A 19,379-nucleotide genomic window follows, 5' to 3' on the forward strand; every position below is an offset into this window, starting at 1 on the left:
GCATGAGCAATACTGCAAATAACGAGAAGCGTGTACCGGTGGGTAAAGATATTTCCACCCGCCGTCGTGAAGCTCGCGCTCGCCGCCACTTCCGGATCCGGAAGACTCTGCGAGGTACTCCGGAGCGTCCTCGTCTGGTGGTGCACCGCAGCTCTCGTCACATGACTGCCCAGGTTATTGATGACCTGGCCGGACACACCCTGTGCGCAGCCTCCACCATGGAAGCTGACATTCGCGCTTTGGAAGGTGACAAGAAAGCTAAGGGCGCAAAGGTTGGAGAGCTCATCGCAGAGCGGGCCAAAGCTGCTGGCATCGAAAAGGTCGTATTTGACCGTGCCGGTTATAAATATCATGGCCGCGTAGCTGCTCTGGCTGATGCAGCACGTGAAGGTGGTCTAGATTTCTAATGACCATCATGACCCAGAACCTCAACGGAAGGATCGCGTAATGCCGGGACGTGAACGGCGTGACGGCGGACGCTCCGCCGACAACAACAAGAATGAGCGCCGCGGCGGACGAAATGATCGCCGCCAGCAGGATGAGCGCAGCCAATACCTGGAGCGCGTGGTAACCATTAACCGCGTCTCCAAGGTTGTTAAAGGTGGTAAGAACTTCAGCTTCAGCGCCCTCGTGGTCGTGGGCGATGGCCAAGGTCTAGTTGGCGTTGGTTACGGTAAAGCCCGCGAAGTTCCTGCTGCAATTCAAAAGGGTGCCGAAGAGGCTCGTAAGAACTTCTTCCGGGTTCCCATGATTAACGGAACCATTCCTCACCCCGTTCAAGGTGAGGATTCCGCAGGCATCGTGATGATGCGTCCGGCAGCCCCCGGTACTGGGGTTATTGCCGGTGGTGCCGTGCGTGCTGTCCTAGAGTGCGCCGGTATTCAGGATATTTTGTCGAAGTCCCTGGGCTCCGACAATGCTATTAACGTCGTCCACGCTACTGTGGCCGGCCTCAAGCAGCTGGTGCGTCCCGAAGAGGTCGCTGCCCGCCGTGGCAAGACTCTTGAAGAGGTCGCTCCGGCCCGACTGCTGCGTGCACGCGCAGGTCAGGGGCATAAGCATGGCACTGAAGATCACCCAGCTCAAGGGAACTGTCGGTACTACCCCGAAGCAGCGTGATAACTTGCGGAGCCTCGGTCTCCGGCGGATTCGCCACAGCGTAGTTCGCCCGGATACCGCACAGGTGCGTGGCATGATCAACGTGGTCCGTCACCTGGTCTCCGTCGAAGAAGTGGCAGGAGAGTAGATAAACCATGAGTGAACCGATCAAGCTTCACGACCTGCGTCCTGCCAAGGGTGCCAACAAGCCGAAGACCCGAGTTGGTCGCGGTGAAGCATCCAAAGGTAAGACCGCCGGCCGTGGTACCAAAGGTACAAAAGCTCGTAAGCAGGTTTCGGCAGCATTCGAGGGTGGTCAAATGCCCATCCACATGCGTCTGCCGAAGCTCAAGGGCTTCAAGAACCCGAATCGGGTGGAATACCAGGTTGTCAACGTTAGTGATCTGGAAAAGAAATTCCCCGAGGGGGGCGACATCACCAAAGCTGACTTGGTGGCCAAGGGACTGGTGCGCAAGAAGCAACCCGTCAAGGTCCTCGGCGATGGTGACATCAACGTGAAGGTCAACGTGGTTGCCGATAAATTCTCCGGCTCTGCCCGTGAGAAGATTGAAGCAGCCGGTGGCTCTGTCACCGTTGAAGGCAAGTAAAAACTTTGCCTGATCCTCCCGGCACTGCGGTAACGCGGTAGCCGGGATTTTTCTATCGAAAAGCTGCATGGGTTCAAGCGCAGCGAACTTGAAAAACTCACAACCGATAATTTCTTCTCATCGGCGCTGCACCATCTGACGCGAAAGTGCGACGTTGCTCAGCGGCCGTCACGTGACTTCCTCTAGGCTCCAAGCGGTGTGGCATCAAGCGGGTGAGTTTCCGCATTTCAGAGATCATGACTACGAAGCTAGAGTGTCGGGGAAGAAGATTCGGCACACTCCTCCCAGTGGAACGGCAGTTCTTACTGATCAGCGCACAGTCATCGACAAGAAATGAGGTGTTTGAGATGATTTTTGGGGCGCTCAGCTGCTAAGGACACCGGGTAGTGATAGTGCGGCGAGACCTCTTCCCGAGCCCAAAATACATGCCTAGGGAAAACTTGGCGGAACCGGGTGGAATAGGAAAGAGGGAGTTCTAGCTAGGACGGTGAGCCTAGGGCTGGTAGGGTAGTGAAGTCCACTGTGTCGGGCGTAGCCGCCCGGCCCCGTTAAGCGAAAAACCAGCTCCTAACGTCGAGCCTTCGTGGAGATCCTTGCCACGTGGTAGGCCGAGGGGGCCAGGAGGATAAGTGTCCGCCATTATCTCCGCTTTTAAAGATGCGGATCTGCGCCGGAAGATCATTGTGACCATCTTCCTCATTGTGCTCTACCGCATTGGTGCGCAGATTCCCTCGCCCGGCGTCGATTACGCGTCCATCTCTAGCCGATTGCACGAGTTAGAGCAAGACTCTGGGCTTTATACCGCCATCAACCTTTTCTCCGGCGGTGCATTGCTCAAGCTATCTATTTTTGCAATCGGAATTATGCCATATATTACGGCCTCAATTATTGTGCAGCTGCTGACTGTCGTAATTCCGAAGTTCGAGGAATTAAAGAAGGAGGGGCAATCTGGGCAAACAAAAATGACCCAGTACACCCGATACCTCACTCTTGCACTAGCGGCTATGCAATCTTCTGGCATAGTGGCCTTGGCCTCTCGCGGTCAACTGCTCGGCCCAGGGGTCCAGGTACTAGCCCAAGAGCACGGAGTGTGGGATCTCGTGCTTCTGGTGATTGTGATGACATCGGGTGCCATTTTGGTGATGTGGCTCGGTGAGCTGATCACCGAAAAGGGAGTAGGTAATGGCATGTCCCTGCTGATTTTCGCCGGCATTGCCACCCGTCTGCCCACCGACGGCGCAAGAATTCTGGCTCACTCTGGCGGGGTAGTTTTTGCCGCTGTAACCGTGGCGGTAGTCATCCTGGTCATCGGCGTCGTCTTTGTGGAACAAGGGCAACGACGGATCCCCGTGCAATATGCCAAGCGTATGGTTGGGCGCCGTCAATACGGCGGTACCTCTACCTATCTGCCGCTCAAGGTGAATCAAGCCGGTGTTATCCCGGTGATCTTCGCTTCCTCACTGATCTATATGCCGGTGCTGATTACCCAAATTATTCAGTCTGGGCATTTGGCTCCCTCGGATAACTGGTGGCAGCGCAACGTCATTCAGTATCTGCAATCGCCGTCATCGTGGCAATACATTGTGCTGTATTTCGTGCTCATCGTCTTCTTCTCCTATTTCTACGTCTCAGTGCAATATGATCCGAATGATCAGGCCGACAATATGAAGAAGTACGGCGGATTTATTCCCGGGATCCGCCCAGGCCGGCCCACGGCGCAATACCTCGGTTTTGTTATGAATCGGTTGTTGTTCGTTGGTGCTGCTTATTTGGGAATCATCGCTGTTTTACCGAATATTGCCCTAGACCTAGGCGTGGGTGACGTATCATCAGGGATGACAGGTTTTGGTGGTACAGCGATCCTGATTATGGTTTCGGTGGCACTAACAACCGTCAAACAGATTGAAAGCCAACTACTGCAAAGTAACTACGAAGGATTGTTGAAATGAGACTCGTCCTCCTCGGTCCCCCCGGTGCCGGCAAAGGTACCCAAGCTGCACTCCTCTCCGAGAAGCTGGGAATTCCGCACATTTCCACGGGTGATCTTTTCCGCGCCAACATCGGAGAAGGAACGCCGTTGGGGATTGAAGCCAAGCAGTACATTGATGCCGGTAAGTTAGTTCCTACCGATGTTACTGCGCGGATGGTGGAATCTCGCTTAGCTGAATCCGATACTGAGCAGGGATTTTTGCTCGACGGCTTCCCCCGCACCGTAGAGCAAGCGGATATCCTTGAGGAGCTGCTGGCTAAGCAGGGTCATAAACTCGACGGCGTACTCAACTTCAATGTTTCTGAAGATGTTGTGGTTGAGCGGATGCTCGCTCGCGGCCGTGCTGATGATAATGAGAACACCATCCGTACCCGCCTTGGTGTCTACCGTGAAGAAACCGCACCGTTAATCGATCATTATGGGGATCGGATTATCAATATCGACGCTGAAGGTAGCGTAGAAGAGATCAATGACCGCGCGATGACAGCGCTTGGTCGTTCCTAGGACTTCTGGATCGGGGATAAAATACCGTCCCCTCAAGCGATACCCGCCAATGCTTTACCCCGGCACCGAACCGCCTCGGTAGCCGGGTTTTTCTACGAAGGAGAAAACCTGATGGGATTTCGCCGCAAATCGCGCGTCATCACCCCGCGTACTCCAGGTGAATTAGATGCTATGCAAGCTGCCGGAGAGATTGTTGGACACGCACTCACTACAGTTCGCGAGGCAGCGAAGCCGGGAGTAAGCACGAAGGACCTAGATCTCATTGCAGAAACCGTCATCCGTGATTCCGGGGCTATTCCTACCTTCCTGGGGTACGAGGGCTTCCCGGCGTCGATCTGCGCTTCAGTCAATGAAGTTATTGTTCACGGGATCCCCTCACCGGAGCGCTATCTAGATGATGGTGATTTAGTCTCCATAGATTGTGGGGCAACCCTCGACGGGTGGGTGGGGGATTCTGCCCTCACGTTTGGGGTAGGGGAGGTTGCGGATGAGGTTGATGCCTTAAATAAAGCAACCGAATGGGTGCTAGAACAAGCGATGAAGAAAATGATGCCGGGGAATAGACTGACCGATATTTCTCATGCGGTGCAAGAAGCAACTCATGCGGCTGAGCAACGCTTCGGTGTGATCTTGGGCATAGTTGAAGGCTATGGGGGACACGGCATTGGGCGGAACATGCATGAGGATCCCTTCGTACCAAATGAAGGTAGAGGAGGGCGCGGCCCCCGAATTTTAGAGGGGTCAGTCCTAGCAATAGAGCCTATGTTGTGTCTCGGGAGCGGGGAAAACGAGGAGTTATCCGACGGATGGACGGTGGTAACCGTAGATGGCGGGGTCGCGTCTCATTGGGAGCACACCGTAGCTGCTACGTCCTCTGGGCCGAGGATTCTCACCCCGCGTGTGGGAGGGCAAAACTAAAAAGCTCCGGTGCATGTGTTATAGTCCGTGACATGTCCTATAAGCCTCGTCATGCTAAGCCGTCCAAGACTAAGCAGCGTGTCACTATCGTTGCCTCTTCTGGTGCGGTAGCGGCAGGTATTGCACTTAATCCCGCCAACGCTGCCGCTGTGGAAGTACCGCAGCTTCCGCAACTTAATGTTCCGCAGCTTCCAACCCCGGATCAAGCTGCTGCCCAGTTAGACCATCAAGCTCGGGACTGGGTCTGGAACAACCGTAATTACTGGCAATCCCAGGCTCAACAACTGCCTGAGGGTTCCTCACAGCAAGCTAGCCAAGCTATTGATGGTGTGGTAGAGGCTATTTACCCCGGAATGATTGCCGAATTGACCCCGGCCCCAGTTCAACTGGAGCCGGCAGCTCCGGTGACTAACGCCCCCGGGGATCATTCCGTATGTCCGGCCGCTGCGAAGGCATGTATTGATCTGGAAGGGCACCGTTCCTGGTTGCAGGAAAATGGTCAGGTGACCTATGGAGATGTGCCGATTTCTTCTGGCGCCGCCGGCACTCCTACCCCTAAGGGCACTTACACGGTGACCCGCAAGGTTAAGGATGAAATCAGCCACGAGTTCAACAATGCCCCGATGCCGTACTCGGTGTACTTCACCAACACGGGGATTGCTTTCCACGAGGGTGACGTCAATGTACCTTCGGCAGGGTGTATTCACCTCAGCCAGCAGGATGCAATTCACTATTTCAACAATCTTGAGGTAGGCGACACCGTCTACGTGTACTAGATTACTGCTATCTACACCTAGCTAAACCCGGAACGTGATTGTCAGGTTCCGGGTTTAGCCATGAGAGGAGCGGTTTAACAGTGGTGCTTGAGGTAATTGATAATCACTTCATTAAACTCTGTAGATCGCTCCACCTGGGACCAATGCCCGCATTGGGAGAAAATATGAGCATCGGCATGGGGGATAGTGTTGAGTAAATCCCAGGTCCGTTGGACCGGAATAACTGCGTCTTGCACTCCGTGGATAAGCAACACGGGGATATCCAGCTGAGCTAAACGCTCAAAATCCAGGGGAAGTTCAGTGCGGTCCCGATCGCGGGCACTGACTACCTCTTTAAGACGGTCCGACGCCGTGTCATTTAACGCGGATTCATAGCGAAGCTGCACCAATTCATCGGTAACCAGGCTTTTATCGACGACGAAAAGCTCTAAGGTGTCACGGATACCTTCTGGGGTCAGAGTCGGGTTGGAATGCCCCTTCAATGCCTTGGTAAGTTTTGCCCCACCAGTTCCCATAGAAACGATACCGAGCAACCGCTCCGGGAAATCCAGCGCAAACTGAAAAGCTAACCAACCACCCAGTGAATTGCCGACGATCCATGTTTTTTCGATCCCCAGGGCGTCGAGCACTCTCACCGCATGACGCACCCACTCTTTGATCCCATACTCGGTTCCCGGTGCGGTAATAGATTGTCCATATCCAATGGAGTCGATAGCGATACAACGGCCAACCTCAGCGATCTGGGGGAGGTTGAGCCACCAGTTGGCAGCTGCCGTCACCCCAGTACCGGAACCATGGAGGAACAGGATGGGGGTGCCTTCACCAAGTTCATGGTAGTGAGTAAGCTCACCATCCTGGGTTTCAATCCACTTATCTTCCAAGTTGAAGAATGGATCAGTAGTATATTGCGGAATTTCGGTTGTCGACATAGCGAAAACTCCTTATATCAATGAGATTATTGTTGTTCTTTCAAGCTGACAGCAACGTCGATGATCATGTCTTCTTGACCGCCGACATAACCCCGACGTCCTACCTCGCGGAGAATATCTTGAGCCGGGATGCCGTATCTTTCAGCTGCTCGTTGAGCATGAAGGAGGAATGAGTTATAGACCCCCATCTGCCCTTGAACTATTGACCCGCGGTCCATGGACGGTAAGGAACTGACCATTCCTTTAAGCAGATCAGCTGCATCAAGAATTTTTTCGACATCAATTCCGGTCGGAACCCCGAGGCGTTCAAAGGCAACCGCTAGAACTTCAGTAGGAGAGTTTCCAGCTCCAGCACCTAAACCAGCCAAGGAACCATCAATTTGTTGGGCGCCTTGGCGAACCGCCAACACGGAATTAGCTACCCCGAAAGACATGTTTTGGTGGCCGTGGAATCCAACCTGGGCGTCATCTCCAATTTCATCGACGAGTGCTTTCACGCGGTCCGCGGCCTCATCCAAAATCAAAGAGCCGGCAGAATCCACCACGAAGACACATTGGCAACCGGCATTCACCATAATGCGGGCCTGTTGGGCCAATTCCTTCGGAGGGATTCGATGTGACAGCATGAGGAATCCACCGGTTTCCATGCCGAGTTCTCTGGCTGCCTGGAAATGCTGGATAGAAATATCGGCTTCCGTGCAGTGGGTAGCGATGCGGACCATCGAGGCCCCTCGATGATGAGCTTCTTTAAGATCATCAATCACGCCCAAACCAGGGAGAAGAAGAGCTGCAATTTTTGCTTGCTTAGCTTCTTCAGCTGCTACTTCGATGAGATCTAGGTCAGAAGTTCGGGAAAAACCATAGTTGAAGGAAGAACCGCCGAGTCCGTCGCCGTGGGTGACTTCAATCATTGTGACTCCGGCGTCGTCGAGCGCTCTCACGATGCTTCGGACTTGTTCCTTGGTGTACTGATGACGAACCGCATGGGACCCATCTCGAAGTGTGGTGTCATTAATTCGGATGTGTGGGGAAGTCACGTTATCGACCCGCCTTCTCAGAGCTAGTGCGAAGTAATTCAACATAGTGGTCAGCAGTAGCAACTGCAGCGCTGGTGATAATGTCCAGGTTTCCGGCGTATTCAGGGAGAAAATCACCGGCGCCTTTGACCTCGATGAGCACGGTGACTCGCCCCAAGTCTCGCCATTCTGGACGAGCCTCATCAAATTGCGGTTCCGCTGTCAGGCGATACCCCGGCACATAAGACCGCACCTTTTCCACCATGCGATTGATAGATTCTTTGATTCTTTCTTGGAGTTCCCCAGGTACTGCGGCCTCCGGGGGCAGAGAACAATACACCGTATTGCGCATCAACATGGGTGGTTCTACTGGATTAAGAATGATGATGGCCTTAGACCGCTGTGCTCCAGCTACGTCACGGAGCGCAGCGGCCGTCGTTTCCGTGAACTCATCAACATTGGCTCTCGTGCCAGGACCAGCAGATTTCGAGGAGATCGACGCAACGATCTCAGCATAAGCAACCTCAACCTCTTGTGTGACTGCAGCCACAATAGGAGTAGTGGCCTGTCCACCGCAGGTAATCATGTTGACATTGTCAACAGTTTCTAGTTGATCGAGGTTCACTGAAGGACACAGATAAGGTCCGACGGCTGCGGGGGTGAGATCAATAGCCCGGATGCCGGCTTCTTGGTAGCGGGGGGCATGAGCTAAGTGCGCGCCAGCAGACGTCGCCTCAAACACCAAATCAGGGAGGTCATCTTGAGCCAAAAGCCAATCTACCCCCTGGGCGCTGACCGTGATACCGAGGTCTTTAGCTCTTGCCAAACCAGCAGATTGGGGATCCACTCCGACCATATACACCGGTTCAACATTGTTAGAGCTGCGCTGGAGTTTGAAGAGTAAATCAGTACCGATATTTCCAGAGCCGACAATGGCGGCTGTCATCTTTTTTGTCATGAGTATTCCTAATTCTTAGGGTTCGTGCACCTCTTAGACGCAGTGAAGACGGAGGGTTCCGTACGGGCCGTAATCCACCTCAATGAGATCACCGGCTGCTAAGGGGGCGGCAGCACAGAAGCTCCCGGTCAAAATGATGTCTCCGGCTTGTAGTGGGGTTCCCAGAGACGAGAGGGTGTTATTGAGCCACTCCAAAGGTTTGATGGGGTTACCCATCACTGCGGTCCCCGTTCCACTTCCAACAGCGACGGAGTTGCGATACATAGTGAGTGAGACCGACGAGAGATCCTCAAGCGCAATATCTACTGGTTGATCGGACAGCACCACCGCTCCGCACGAGGCATTATCAGCCACGGTATCGACGAGCTGAATATCCCAATCTTTGACTCGGGAATCAATGATTTCAACAGCGAGGTAGCACCCTGAAATTGCTGCAGAAATCTCCTCCAGGTTGGCGCCGGGGTTAAGCGAAGTTCCCAGGTGGAAGGCCAATTCTGGTTCCACTTTGGGGGCAAGGAAACGATCTGCTGAGATGGTGTCTTGTCCTTGAAGACACATCTGATCAGTGAAGAAACCGAAATCTGGGCTATCAACCCCGAGTTGTTCCTGCATGGCTCGAGAAGTCAAACCGATCTTTCGTCCGGCAATCCGATCTCCACGGGCAAGAAACATGTCTTCTTGGAACTGTTGAATACGGTAGGCGGACTCCAAGGAAAGCCCAGGTATGGATGTACGCGGCGGGGTAACCGGCTCTTTGGTGTCATAGACAGCAAATAATTCTTCGGCAACCGTGCGGAGCGCTTCATCACGGGGGGAGGTCATGAAAACTCTCTTTCAGTATTAACGGGCAGTCATGATGCCGAATCCGGCGATAAACTCCGGGATCGGTTCGTAATATTCAAAGTCCACGGTATAGCTGGGATTCACCGCATGGAGCGCAGAGAACCCTGCCATCCAGGTGCGGACCTCATGAGAAGAATGACCAGCTTGAGCATCCATGTCTGCAAAGTAGTACTGGTCAAAACGTTCCGGGTTTCCAGATCGGCAATCAGCCATGAATTGGCGATCCCACTCGGGGTTGATGTCCATGATGTCGGCTTCACCAGCGGCAAATTTCTTACCCGTTTCAATAACTCTGGCTTCTCGGGCGGCGCGGGTTTCCGAGGTGCGAGCCTCACGAGAAAGAAGAAGAGCGCGTTGTTCGGGGGTAGCTTCATCCCAGCGAGGAAGTGGTGGGTCATGGGAAAGACCACCGGAGGAGATAAAAAGAACCTTCTTGTCTGTGGTTTTAAAGAATTCTCCGACGGCTTGACCCAGTTGACGAATTCGACGGGTGGGCGCAAAAGGACGAGCAACACCGTTGATATAGATCGGGATCACTGGTTTAGCGCCCACGGCTCCGTCGTAGAGCATCTCTAGCGCCTGGACTGCACCGTGATCAACTTCCATGCGACGGGAAATAGCAACATCTACATCGTGGTCTAAGACAAACTGGGCTAGTTCCTCTGAAAGTTGTTCCGGAATAGTTAAATCCTGGTCAAAGGAGTTATAGTCTCCGGTGCCAAAGGCCTGGTAGCCAATGCAAAACTGGGGCATGAGCTCATAGAAGAACCCGTTGAAATGATCAGGCCAGAAAACTACCACGAGGTCAGGGTCAAAATCATGGACGAACTGTTTTGCTTTGGCCATTGCTTCGTCCAACCCTTGTTGAACATCAGGGGCGGGAGGGTTGTGGTGAAGTAAGGGGCTATGTGACATAGCCAAAAGAGCAACTGACATGGTAAAAAGCATCCTTTCAGGAAAGATGTAGGGGGAGTGGGTGTTTAGACATTCAGTGAGGCGGCTGTGACTAAAGCGCGCCAGGCGCGGGGGACGTCGGTATTCAGACAGGCCGCGGCGGTAAAGCGATCTGGGCGGACGAAAGCAGTGCCTACGCTGTGGACGTCGAACCAGTTCTTCAAGTCGCCGGAAATATCAGCAACCACCTCGGCGCGGACTTCGGTGTCATTTTCTTCGCAGTGCTGCTGGGCCCACGCAACTTGGGTGGGTGATACCGCACAAATGAGGCGAACATTCTGCGCTTGAAGCTGTTGGATTTGTTCAGCGGAGAATAACCGGGCGGGATCAATACCCCAGGAAATGATCGCGAAACCTAGGCCGAAAACCTCATCAAGGAGTACGTTGGTGCCGTTGTGTTCCACTGTGGGTTGGATAAATTGGGAGCCGACAGGGGAACGCTTGACGAGGGCGTTGCGAGTTGGGATAAGGCGCGGTAGGCGCGAAGTGCTATTGGTACGAGCAGCGCTTCCTGAGGTCAACTTTTCTTGGTCTACTACGGCGCCACGACCATAGCGGGGCATGGGCTTAAACCGCATATCTTCGAAATACGCCTTGGCTTGAGGGAACAGATTGACTGCCTTGGCGACGTTGTCCCGCAGAAAAGCCACCTGCCTATTGGTGGGTTTAATGATTGATCCGAAGGCCATAGACAGGTCTACCATCGCTTTGGCGTGATCACGACGTTCCACCACGTAGGTGTCTAATAACGCATCAGCAGCGGTGCCTTTAATAACGGCATCCAATTTCCACGCGAGGTTGGTGACATCTCGAATTCCTGAATTGAAGCCTTGTCCCATCCAGACCGGCATGAGATGAGCAGCATCTCCTGCGATAAGTACACGGCCTTGTCGGAAATCTGTAGCGATGCGCCCATGGTGGGTAAAGACCCGGCGTCGGATGATATCGAGTTGGGTGCCTTCCGGGAGATGATTGTCCAGTAACTCTGCGACGAATGCATCATCCTCTACCTTTTCACTGGGCTCATCCTCAAACAGCATGAATTCAAATCGACGAACGCCGCGAGGTAAACCAATGGACACATAGGGGCGTTTAGGGTCGGCACCGAGATAGACATTGGGGAAACCAAGAGGATCGTTATTACAGTCCACCACTACCCAGCGGGTTGATGGAGATTTACCTTCAAAATCAACCCCCATCCACTTCCGGGTGAATGATCGTCCGCCTTCGCAGCCCACCAAATACCGGGCGGTGTAGGTGGTCATCTCATCGCTGCGATTTTCTCCCTCTTCGCCGCTGACGCTGCGTGCGGTGATCGTGACGCGATCACCGTCTTCGCTGATACCGGAGAGTTCTTTACCGAATTCCACGGTGACATTCTCAAACCGCTGAAGACCGTCGAATATGGCACGGTCCACCAAGGGCTGAAGGAAACCGAATTTCCTGGCCCAGCCAAAAGGGCGACCCTGGGGGTGATTAGTCATAATGACATTCCCGCGACCATCCACCAACCGCATGATGTGGTGCGGGATGGTGAAGGGGGTGACTTCATCAACCAAACCCATTTGCTGAATAGTGCGGAATGATTCGTCATCCAGGCCCACCCCACGGGGGTAATCAATGAGTTCAGCGCGCTTTTCGAGCAGCAGCACTTTGTTGCCTCGTTGACCCAAAAGGTTGGCAAGCGAAAGACCGGTCGGGCCGGCTCCTACGATAATGACATCTGCATCCATGATGAATCCTTTCTATTTCTTTACGTTGCGAAGAGTTTTTAAACCGGTTCAGAAGCATCGATAACGCGGGTTTTCTCCCTATTTGGGGTGTCATCAAGTACGACGCAGAGAGCGCTGATCACCATGAGAGCGATGAAATACAACGCGATATTTGTCGTGCCCCAGCCGTTGTTGAGATGGAGAAGCGTTGAGGAAATGATGGGGGCTAGCCCAGCGCCGAGGACTGAACCTAATTGGTAGGTGACCGAGACTCCGGTGTAGCGGTCTTCTGGAGCGAAGCGCTCGGCAAGGAAAGCACCAACAGGGCCGTACATGGAGGCCTGGATGATGGGGTTACCGAGGATGAAACCGAAGAATATGAGGAGGGAGTTTCCAGAGTTAAAGGCGGCGAACATCGGGAAGATCAAAGCGATGGAAATAGCCGCGCCGAGGAGCATTACTCGCTTGCGGCCCACTCTGTCGGACAGCCAGGCGAAGAAGGGGATCGCGAAAATGTGGAGGAAGGCTGAGAAAGTCAGCATCATGAGTGCAGGCTGCTGTTCTATGAGGCCGTGATCAACCAGATACGGAACCACGGCTACCGCCATGAGCGCCTGGATGAATAGGGAACCGGTGATAGCGAGAGCGGCGAGAATTGTTTGCTTGGGGTAGACCGTGAAAATTCTCTTTAAAGGCACGCCGGTTTCAACGTGACCAGCGGCTTTTGCTGCTTCGAATTCTGGGGATTCAGTGAGCTGGTACCGCATGTAGAGGCCGATAATGACGAGGAGTGCGGACAGAAGGAAGGGTATGCGCCACCCCCAGGAAAGGAATTGTTCCTGGGGAAGACCAGCGAAAATACCTAGAACCAGGGTGGAAAGTACGGCGCCAGCGGGGCCGCCGGATACAGCAATGGAAGCGGCAATACCGCGGGATTTAGCTTTGGCATGTTCGGCGGCCATCAAGGTGGCGCCGGCCCATTCGCCGCCCACGGCCAAGCCCTGAATCATGCGTAGCAGAACCAAGGTGATGGGGGCAGCTACACCGATGGTGGCGTAGGTGGGTAAGAGGCCGATGGCAATAGAAACCAGCCCCATCACCATAAGGGTGACGAAGAGAATGTTTTTCCGACCATGCCGGTCACCGAGGTGACCAAAAATCAAACCTCCCACGGGTCGAGCAAGGTAACCGGTGAACAAGGTCATGTAGGAGAACAATTGTCCGAGGAAGGGATCGATGTTCTTATCGAAGAAGAGGTGGGGGAAAACTAAACCTGCCGCGGCACCGTAGAGAAGAAAATCATAGTATTCCACGGTGGAGCCGAGAAAACTTGAGATCAGAGTCCTTCGCCGCTCTTTATCAGAGGTTTGTGGCGTCGGCTGAGGGGGCGATTGTTCAGGATGAGGCACAGAAACTGTGGTCATAGTGAGGTGTGACTCCTAATCTTCCTAAAAGGTGACTAGGGTCATTGTGAGCTACGGTGTGCGATATGCGTACCTCGTGTTCCGCTGAGTGAAACGCAACCTTATGTTTCCTCCCGAAAAATGGTGGTTTTTATAGTCCGACGCCTATCTAGCGTGGCACAATCAATGGTCCTCCGACAGCTGGATCTTCGACCACCAGGGCGTCGAGCCCAAATACCTGCTCTAGAAGCTGGGGGATCATGATGTCTTGGGGGGTTCCTTCGGCGAGGATTCTCCCTTGAGCCATGACTACGAGGTGATCTGAGTAGCGCACCGCGAGATTTAGATCATGGAGCACCATAACGATGGTTCTGCCCAGAGTCTTTTTGAGGTGCTGCACCAGGTTGAGAACCTCAATGGAGTGAGAAAGGTCGAGATAGGTGGTGGGTTCATCGAGGAAAAGCACATCGGTGTTTTGGGCTAAGACCATTGAAATCCACACTCGCTGGCGTTGTCCGCCGGAGAGCGCATCAATAGGTTGGTCGGCTAGATCCTCAGAACCGGTGAATTTCAAAGCTGTATAGACAACCTCTTCATCGGTAGCGGACCACTGCCGAATCCATGATTGATGCGGGTGACGGCCCCGAGCCACCAGGTCAGCCACAGGCAATCCGGGAGGAGCCATCGGAGTTTGCGGAAGAAGAGCAATCTTTTTAGCCAGCTGCCGCCTTTTCATTGCCAGGGCATCGTCACCCCCTACCTCGATGCTGCCGCTTTGGGCGGGGATGATGCGTGCTACTGACTTAAGCAGAGTGGACTTGCCGCAACCGTTGGGTCCAATAATTGTGCTCACGCGCCCGGCGGGAAAGGAAATATCCACCCCCGAGAGAATGGTCTTTTCGCCATAGGCGACAGTGAGATTTTTGGCAGAAATACTCATACTCATAGGGAGGTCTTTCGGCTGGTGTTGATCAGCAAATATACAAGGAAGACGCCACCGAGCGTGGAGGTGAGAAGGCCGACGGGAAGCTCACCGGGCAGCACCACTTGAGTGAGGACATCAGCAGCAAGAAGGAGCACCGCGCCCATCAGAGCTGAGGCGATCAATGGGGGAGTAGCTAAGCGGCATAGTCTCAGGGCCAACTGTGGCGCCACGAAGGCGACAAAACCAATGGGTCCAGCTGCTGCGACTGCTACTGCGGCAAGAATGACCGCGATGAGGAGGAAAACACCTTGTTGGATGGTGACATTTTGGCCCAGCGCATAAGCAATGTCTCGACCTAGACTGCTGGCCACCACGCCAAAAGCCATCCACAGGATCAATGGAATGCACAGGATGAGCACCAGGGTGATAGGAATGGTGCGATCCCAATTTGAGGCGCTGAGAGAACCCGCTAACCAGAACTGCGCCGTGGTGGCATCCTTCAAACTTGCTCTGATGAGGAGAAAACTGATGGCCGCGTTCAAAACCGCCGACAGAATAATTCCGACCAGCACGAGTCGGAAAGGGTCCAAACCGTTTTTCCAGGCCAGGGCCCACATGAGCGCGCCGGTAAGCACACCTCCGAAAAGCGCTGCGGTGGGCAACCCCACTGCGCCGAGCCACCCAGCGAGAGAACCGATCACCCCGGAACGTCCGCTGAGTGTAATCACACCCACCGCAGCGGCTGACGCACCCATGGTGATCCCGAGGATATCCGGACTGGCCAGAGGATTTCGGGTCACTGATTGGGTAAGCGCTCCAGATAATCCCAGTGCGGAACCAACCACAATAGCGGTGAGCGCCCGGGGAAGCCGCCACTCTAAGACCGCGATTCGTTCCAAACGGCTTCCATCTCCGAGGACGAGGATCCGAAGTACTTCCGGGATGCTCAGGGGGTAGTCACCAATTCCAAGGGAGATAGACAAAAGAATGATCGCCGCAGTTCCGAGAAGGAAGGTTACGCCTAGGGGCCAAGGTCGCCACACCGAAGAAATAGGTCCGACGCGAAAAGCAGGTCGGCTAGCGATCTTGGTTTTCTGAATCCAGGTGAGTGGTGGCATCAGAGCGTCACCACCTTATTGCGATAGATAAGGTACATGAAGAAGGGGGCCCCGACGAGAGCCAGGATGATTCCCACTTGAACCTCGCCAGGGCGAGCGACGAACCTTCCCACTATGTCTGCGCTGAGAAGAATGATGGGGCCGATTAATGCTGAATAGGGGACGATCCATCGATAATCTGACCCGCAGAGCGCTCGGGATATGTGAGGGATAACAAGACCGATAAAGCCGATGGAGCCGGCGGCTGCTGTGGCTGCGCCGGCGAGAAGTGCGATAAGAAACATCCCAAAAATACGCGCCTGATGGGTATTGACTCCCAGAGCCGTTGCGGCCTCTTGCCCAAGGTTAAGCACGTTCACTGTTGGGGCAGTGGCCAAAGCCAGGATGAGGCCGAGGGCAATGAATGGCAATACTCCCCAAAAGATGGTGAGATCTCTACCGGTGAGGGAGCCCACAGTCCAAAAGCGCATACGATCCAAATTTTGTTCATCGAGGAGGACTAAAGCGCTGGTGATAGAGGTAAGGACAGCGGTGATGGCTGCGCCACCGAGGATGAGGGTTATCGGGTTTAAGGTTCCGCGACCTAAGGTGGCCAGACCGAAGACTGCGGCGGTGGCTAGGATAGCTCCGGCGAAGGCGATGATTGCGGTAAGAGAAATAGAGCTTACCCCGAAGAAGGAAAAAGCGGTGACGACAGCCAGGGCAGCTCCTGCCGAAATCCCGATCATGCCGGGGTCGGCTAAGGGATTGCGAGTGTGACCCTGGATCAGGGTGCCTGCTACTCCTAGTGCTGAGCCAACCACTAGTCCGAGCACGGTGCGGGGTAGCCGCAGCTCGCTGATAACTTGTTCATCTGCGTGTGCGGTCTCTGGGTGTTCCACGAGGGTGGGAAGTTGTGGAAGAGTCTCCCATACTTCGCGTAAGGGAATCTCACGAGCGCCAAGACTCATGCTAGCTAAGCAAGTAACTAGCAAGATAAGCCCGATCACAAGCAAGCCTAGGAGCCGGTTTCTTCTTAATCGGGTAGGAGAATTGGAGCCTGGGTGGCCCGAATAGGAACAAGTAGCCGTCATAATAATGTTAAGCCTATCCTAAAATTTTTAGGACTCTATATGTGGACTGATATGTGCCAAAGGATTAGGTAACGTCCCGGCGTAGATCAATCCAGAAGCCTGGTCAGCAAGGTCAATCATCGCTTTAGGATTAAGCATCTGGAGACGATTCAGGGTGGAATGACGGAACTCAGCGGCTGTGAGTGCGCGCCACAGCCCAGCTGTATCGGCCTCTTTGCCAGTATCACCTGGTTCACCGAGAATCTCAGGATGGTCTTTCGCGTAGTCTCTTAGGCAAGCTCTCACTCGACTCCAGAAAGTTGTTGTCGGTGCAAATTCCCGCGAGTACAGCTAGTCATTGGATAATTCGATCCTCAATCAAAGTTGCGCCTTGTGTTTGATCCCAGCTTTCAGCATTAAATGGAAAAAGTTTTTAAAAGACAGGTTGTAAGCTTAGCCTAAACTAAACTAATATGCTTTGAGAAGTGCGCACATCGAATCTGCGATTTTCTCACTTTTATGGAGGACAGAGCATGTCACACACTGCCCTTGTAGATCGAGAAAAGGCTAAGCCTCATAGTCGACGACGATTCCATCACCGGGTCCTGGCCTTGGTGGCTTCAGTAGGCTTAGCCTTCGGGCTGGTTTCTTGTAGCCAAGAAGAGGGAAACACCGCTAAGGGGGGTGGTGATTTTGAACCCGTGAGCATTACTCATGCCCTAGGAACTGTCGAAATCACTTCTAAACCTGAGCGAGTTGTTACGATTGGCCAAGGTTCTGCAGAAATTGCTATAGCTTTGGGGGTCACCCCGGTAGCTATGGAGGAATACAGCTGGGGAGCTGATGAGTCGGGTTATCTCCCTTGGGTGAAAGAAGCTGTTGAGGAAAAGGGAGAAGAGCTCCCGGCGTTGATCAAGAGCCAAGATGAGCTTAGTGCTGAAGAAGTTCTTAAGTATGAACCTGACCTTATTCTTGGCCCGTGGTCGGGGATGACTGAGGAACAATATGACAAACTCAGTAAGATTGCTCCCACTGTGGCTTACCCCAAAGAGAAGTGGACTATTACCTGGGAAGAGCAAATTCAGACTGTGGCAAAGGCACTGGGGCAGCCAGAGGAAGCGGACAAGCTGATTAACCAGATCAATGAGGAATTCAGTAAGGCTGAAAAGCCGGAATATCAGAACACTACATTCAGTTATATCTATAACAATGCCGGGCCCGATTCCTATGGGGTCTTTATGCCCACTGAGCAGCGAGTAGCCTTTGTGAGCAAATTAGGTCTGCGCCTGGATCCGGTGGTTGAGAGTCTTCGGGGGCAGGTTGCCAGTGGTACTGACTCAGCGCCTCTTAGCCCGGAAAAGTTAGATCTGTTGAAGGATTCCGATCTCATTTTTACCTTCTATAGGGATGATGCGGTACGAAAGACCTTGCATGAGGACCCCATCTATTCGCAGATTCTTGCGATTGCTAGAGGTTCGGAAGTGGCTTTGACTGATCAATCTATGGTGACTGCAAGTTCTATGGTCAATCCGCTCTCGGTGCCGTGGGTGTTGAAGCGATACACAGAAAAGATTGATGAGGCTATCGCTAAAGCTCGAAGCTAAAAAGTGTGACTTTGAGTGTTCAGTTTCCGGGTGCTTAGCATGAGAATGTTCAAGCACCCGGTTTTTATGAACGGGGCTTGACGGTTATGGGCGGGGCTGCCCCTCCAACCAATATGGGCTCCAATAGACCTGAGTGGTGGGGATGCCCCAACTCTTTACGGCAATGGAATATGCAGCGCGGGCAAGTTTCCGCTCTCCGCAAGCCCAGACATAATCCACCGAGGCTAGGGATGAATGAGCCGCTGAGGCTTGGGTGAGAGTCTGTTTGATTAAGGCGGCTTGGCTAGTGAGAGGTGCGTAGACAACCGCGGCGCTAGAGAGGTGGCCTTCCCAGAAATCCAGTAGCCCTGGCTCTATATCCTGTTCACTCTCACAGGCGATCAATACATGGGTATGGTCAAGCGCTGAAGGGTGAAAAAGGTGTTGGAACTCAATGATCGACGCTATGGATGGGGCGGAGGAGGCGTCGCCAATAAGAAGTTGGTTAGTCCAGCAATTCACCCATAACCCGTGAGTAGGGTAAAACCCGACGCTATCACCGGGGGATACGGACAGTGCCCACCGTAACCCAGGCCCAGCGTTATCGGCATGATTCCGGCTAAGACCATGAGTAGCAATGTCGACGTCCACGGTTCCTTGAGCTTGATCAAAATGTCTGATCGTGTACCAGCGAAGATCAGGGCGTTCATCGAGGGGGAGAAACTCAGTGTGCTTTCTGATATTTCCGCCCTCAAAGGGTGGCAGCGGAATATAGCGCCTGCCTGGACGAGGCATAAAGAGGCCGAAGAATTCATCGGGGCCAGTGAGTATGAGGTCATGAAGATCGGTGGACTGCAACCTAATTCTCAAGAGGTTCTGATTAACCCAGGTTTTCTTCAGAACCTTAGCGCTAAAAATGGAAGCACCCCGTCGAGTGGGTTGGATGTGGATGTCGCGGGTAGCGAAAGCTTCGGGAGGGTAGCAGGTCATCT

Annotated in this window: 20 protein-coding genes and 1 pseudogene; 9 read left to right on the top strand and 12 right to left on the bottom strand. The window is 53.6% G+C overall.

The features are described 5' to 3' along the window. Positions 1 to 2: 2 nt before the first annotated feature. From rplR to GP475_RS02475, 8 genes and pseudogenes are all read left to right on the top strand, one after another. Positions 3 to 407, top strand: a complete 405-nt coding sequence (gene rplR, locus GP475_RS02440; RefSeq protein WP_187975075.1) for a 50S ribosomal protein L18 — start codon at positions 3 to 5, stop codon at positions 405 to 407. A gap of 40 nt (positions 408 to 447) precedes the next feature. Next, positions 448 to 1,056, top strand: a pseudogene (gene rpsE, locus GP475_RS02445) (30S ribosomal protein S5); the annotation flags it as partial. Positions 1,057 to 1,060: 4 nt separating this feature from the next. After that, positions 1,061 to 1,246 carry a 50S ribosomal protein L30 gene (rpmD, locus tag GP475_RS02450; RefSeq protein WP_187975077.1) on the top strand — a complete coding sequence of 62 codons (186 nt, stop codon included), beginning with the start codon at positions 1,061 to 1,063 and terminating at the stop codon, positions 1,244 to 1,246. Between the two features lie 7 nt (positions 1,247 to 1,253). Then, entirely contained in the window at positions 1,254 to 1,706 is a 453-nt protein-coding gene (gene rplO, locus GP475_RS02455; protein ID WP_187975078.1) for a 50S ribosomal protein L15, read from the top strand. A 629-nt stretch (positions 1,707 to 2,335) separates the two neighbouring features. Continuing rightward, positions 2,336 to 3,655, top strand: coding sequence for a preprotein translocase subunit SecY (gene secY / locus GP475_RS02460; protein ID WP_187975079.1), 1,320 nt, complete (start codon positions 2,336 to 2,338; stop codon positions 3,653 to 3,655). Beyond that, a complete protein-coding gene (locus tag GP475_RS02465; protein WP_187975080.1) occupies positions 3,652 to 4,200 on the top strand; it encodes an adenylate kinase in 549 nt (182 codons plus the stop codon). The genes secY and GP475_RS02465 overlap by 4 nt, the downstream gene beginning before the upstream one ends. A 111-nt stretch (positions 4,201 to 4,311) precedes the next feature. Next, the gene (gene map, locus GP475_RS02470) at positions 4,312 to 5,118 is read left to right on the top strand and encodes a type I methionyl aminopeptidase (protein ID WP_187975081.1); all 807 of its coding nucleotides are present in this window, start codon (positions 4,312 to 4,314) and stop codon (positions 5,116 to 5,118) included. Positions 5,119 to 5,150: 32 nt separating this feature from the next. Further along, positions 5,151 to 5,894: a L,D-transpeptidase gene (locus GP475_RS02475; protein ID WP_187975082.1), complete on the top strand. Its 744-nt coding sequence runs from the start codon at positions 5,151 to 5,153 to the stop codon at positions 5,892 to 5,894. Between the two features lie 74 nt (positions 5,895 to 5,968). Here the strand turns inward: GP475_RS02475 and GP475_RS02480 are convergent, their stop codons facing one another. The 11 genes from GP475_RS02480 to GP475_RS02530 all read right to left on the bottom strand — a co-directional run bounded on the left by GP475_RS02480 (position 5,969) and on the right by GP475_RS02530 (position 17,110). Next, positions 5,969 to 6,823, bottom strand: a complete 855-nt coding sequence (locus tag GP475_RS02480) for an alpha/beta fold hydrolase (protein ID WP_187975083.1) — start codon at positions 6,821 to 6,823, stop codon at positions 5,969 to 5,971. Between the two features lie 26 nt (positions 6,824 to 6,849). Then, positions 6,850 to 7,905 (bottom strand): 4-hydroxy-2-oxovalerate aldolase, encoded by a 1,056-nt coding sequence (gene dmpG, locus GP475_RS02485; RefSeq protein WP_187975084.1) that lies wholly within the window; start codon positions 7,903 to 7,905, stop codon positions 6,850 to 6,852. Then, complete coding sequence (locus GP475_RS02490; RefSeq protein WP_187975085.1) at positions 7,862 to 8,797, bottom strand: acetaldehyde dehydrogenase (acetylating); 936 nt, start codon at positions 8,795 to 8,797, stop codon at positions 7,862 to 7,864. The genes dmpG and GP475_RS02490 overlap by 44 nt, the downstream gene beginning before the upstream one ends. Positions 8,798 to 8,830: 33 nt before the next feature. After that, positions 8,831 to 9,619, bottom strand: coding sequence for a 2-keto-4-pentenoate hydratase (locus GP475_RS02495; RefSeq protein WP_187975086.1), 789 nt, complete (start codon positions 9,617 to 9,619; stop codon positions 8,831 to 8,833). A gap of 18 nt (positions 9,620 to 9,637) precedes the next feature. Further along, positions 9,638 to 10,576 carry a 3-carboxyethylcatechol 2,3-dioxygenase gene (locus tag GP475_RS02500; protein ID WP_187975087.1) on the bottom strand — a complete coding sequence of 313 codons (939 nt, stop codon included), beginning with the start codon at positions 10,574 to 10,576 and terminating at the stop codon, positions 9,638 to 9,640. Between the two features lie 44 nt (positions 10,577 to 10,620). Then, on the bottom strand, positions 10,621 to 12,327 hold the full coding sequence (gene mhpA / locus GP475_RS02505) for a bifunctional 3-(3-hydroxy-phenyl)propionate/3-hydroxycinnamic acid hydroxylase MhpA (RefSeq protein WP_187975088.1): 1,707 nt from the start codon (positions 12,325 to 12,327) through the stop codon (positions 10,621 to 10,623). A gap of 38 nt (positions 12,328 to 12,365) precedes the next feature. Beyond that, positions 12,366 to 13,730 (bottom strand): MFS transporter, encoded by a 1,365-nt coding sequence (locus GP475_RS02510; RefSeq protein WP_187975089.1) that lies wholly within the window; start codon positions 13,728 to 13,730, stop codon positions 12,366 to 12,368. 148 nt (positions 13,731 to 13,878) lie between these two features. Next, positions 13,879 to 14,655 carry an ABC transporter ATP-binding protein gene (locus GP475_RS02515; RefSeq protein ID WP_187975090.1) on the bottom strand — a complete coding sequence of 259 codons (777 nt, stop codon included), beginning with the start codon at positions 14,653 to 14,655 and terminating at the stop codon, positions 13,879 to 13,881. After that, positions 14,652 to 15,752 carry a FecCD family ABC transporter permease gene (locus tag GP475_RS02520; RefSeq protein ID WP_187975091.1) on the bottom strand — a complete coding sequence of 367 codons (1,101 nt, stop codon included), beginning with the start codon at positions 15,750 to 15,752 and terminating at the stop codon, positions 14,652 to 14,654. The genes GP475_RS02515 and GP475_RS02520 overlap by 4 nt, the downstream gene beginning before the upstream one ends. Continuing rightward, a complete protein-coding gene (locus GP475_RS02525) occupies positions 15,752 to 16,825 on the bottom strand; it encodes a FecCD family ABC transporter permease (RefSeq protein WP_187975092.1) in 1,074 nt (357 codons plus the stop codon). Before GP475_RS02525 ends, GP475_RS02520 begins: the two co-directional genes overlap by 1 nt. Positions 16,826 to 16,852: 27 nt before the next feature. Continuing rightward, positions 16,853 to 17,110 (bottom strand): hypothetical protein, encoded by a 258-nt coding sequence (locus GP475_RS02530; RefSeq protein ID WP_187975093.1) that lies wholly within the window; start codon positions 17,108 to 17,110, stop codon positions 16,853 to 16,855. A 227-nt stretch (positions 17,111 to 17,337) separates the two neighbouring features. Between GP475_RS02530 and GP475_RS02535 the strand changes: the two genes are divergently transcribed. Further along, positions 17,338 to 18,408, top strand: a complete 1,071-nt coding sequence (locus GP475_RS02535) for an iron-siderophore ABC transporter substrate-binding protein (protein ID WP_187975094.1) — start codon at positions 17,338 to 17,340, stop codon at positions 18,406 to 18,408. Between the two features lie 84 nt (positions 18,409 to 18,492). On the opposite strand, the gene GP475_RS02540 is transcribed toward GP475_RS02535, so the two are convergent. After that, positions 18,493 to 19,377 carry a siderophore-interacting protein gene (locus GP475_RS02540; RefSeq protein WP_187975095.1) on the bottom strand — a complete coding sequence of 295 codons (885 nt, stop codon included), beginning with the start codon at positions 19,375 to 19,377 and terminating at the stop codon, positions 18,493 to 18,495. Positions 19,378 to 19,379 lie beyond the last annotated feature (2 nt).

The sequence above is a fragment of the Corynebacterium poyangense genome (assembly GCF_014522205.1).
GTDB classification, from domain to species: domain Bacteria; phylum Actinomycetota; class Actinomycetes; order Mycobacteriales; family Mycobacteriaceae; genus Corynebacterium; species Corynebacterium poyangense.

Bases quoted from the DNA above. Each gene is read 5' to 3' on its own strand.
- rplR (WP_187975075.1), top strand. From the start codon at position 3: ATGAGCAATACTGCAAATAACGAGAAGCGTGTACCGGTGGGTAAAGAT.
- rpmD (WP_187975077.1), top strand. From the start codon at position 1,061: ATGGCACTGAAGATCACCCAGCTCAAGGGAACTGTCGGTACTACCCCG.
- rplO (WP_187975078.1), top strand. From the start codon at position 1,254: ATGAGTGAACCGATCAAGCTTCACGACCTGCGTCCTGCCAAGGGTGCC.
- GP475_RS02465 (WP_187975080.1), top strand. From the start codon at position 3,652: ATGAGACTCGTCCTCCTCGGTCCCCCCGGTGCCGGCAAAGGTACCCAA.
- map (WP_187975081.1), top strand. From the start codon at position 4,312: ATGGGATTTCGCCGCAAATCGCGCGTCATCACCCCGCGTACTCCAGGT.
- GP475_RS02475 (WP_187975082.1), top strand. From the start codon at position 5,151: ATGTCCTATAAGCCTCGTCATGCTAAGCCGTCCAAGACTAAGCAGCGT.
- GP475_RS02480 (WP_187975083.1), bottom strand. From the start codon at position 6,823: ATGTCGACAACCGAAATTCCGCAATATACTACTGATCCATTCTTCAAC.
- dmpG (WP_187975084.1), bottom strand. From the start codon at position 7,905: ATGTTGAATTACTTCGCACTAGCTCTGAGAAGGCGGGTCGATAACGTG.
- GP475_RS02490 (WP_187975085.1), bottom strand. From the start codon at position 8,797: ATGACAAAAAAGATGACAGCCGCCATTGTCGGCTCTGGAAATATCGGT.
- GP475_RS02495 (WP_187975086.1), bottom strand. From the start codon at position 9,619: ATGACCTCCCCCCGTGATGAAGCGCTCCGCACGGTTGCCGAAGAATTA.
- GP475_RS02500 (WP_187975087.1), bottom strand. From the start codon at position 10,576: ATGTCAGTTGCTCTTTTGGCTATGTCACATAGCCCCTTACTTCACCAC.
- mhpA (WP_187975088.1), bottom strand. From the start codon at position 12,327: ATGGATGCAGATGTCATTATCGTAGGAGCCGGCCCGACCGGTCTTTCG.
- GP475_RS02510 (WP_187975089.1), bottom strand. From the start codon at position 13,730: ATGACCACAGTTTCTGTGCCTCATCCTGAACAATCGCCCCCTCAGCCG.
- GP475_RS02515 (WP_187975090.1), bottom strand. From the start codon at position 14,655: ATGAGTATGAGTATTTCTGCCAAAAATCTCACTGTCGCCTATGGCGAA.
- GP475_RS02520 (WP_187975091.1), bottom strand. From the start codon at position 15,752: ATGCCACCACTCACCTGGATTCAGAAAACCAAGATCGCTAGCCGACCT.
- GP475_RS02525 (WP_187975092.1), bottom strand. From the start codon at position 16,825: ATGACGGCTACTTGTTCCTATTCGGGCCACCCAGGCTCCAATTCTCCT.
- GP475_RS02535 (WP_187975094.1), top strand. From the start codon at position 17,338: ATGTCACACACTGCCCTTGTAGATCGAGAAAAGGCTAAGCCTCATAGT.
- GP475_RS02540 (WP_187975095.1), bottom strand. From the start codon at position 19,377: ATGACCTGCTACCCTCCCGAAGCTTTCGCTACCCGCGACATCCACATC.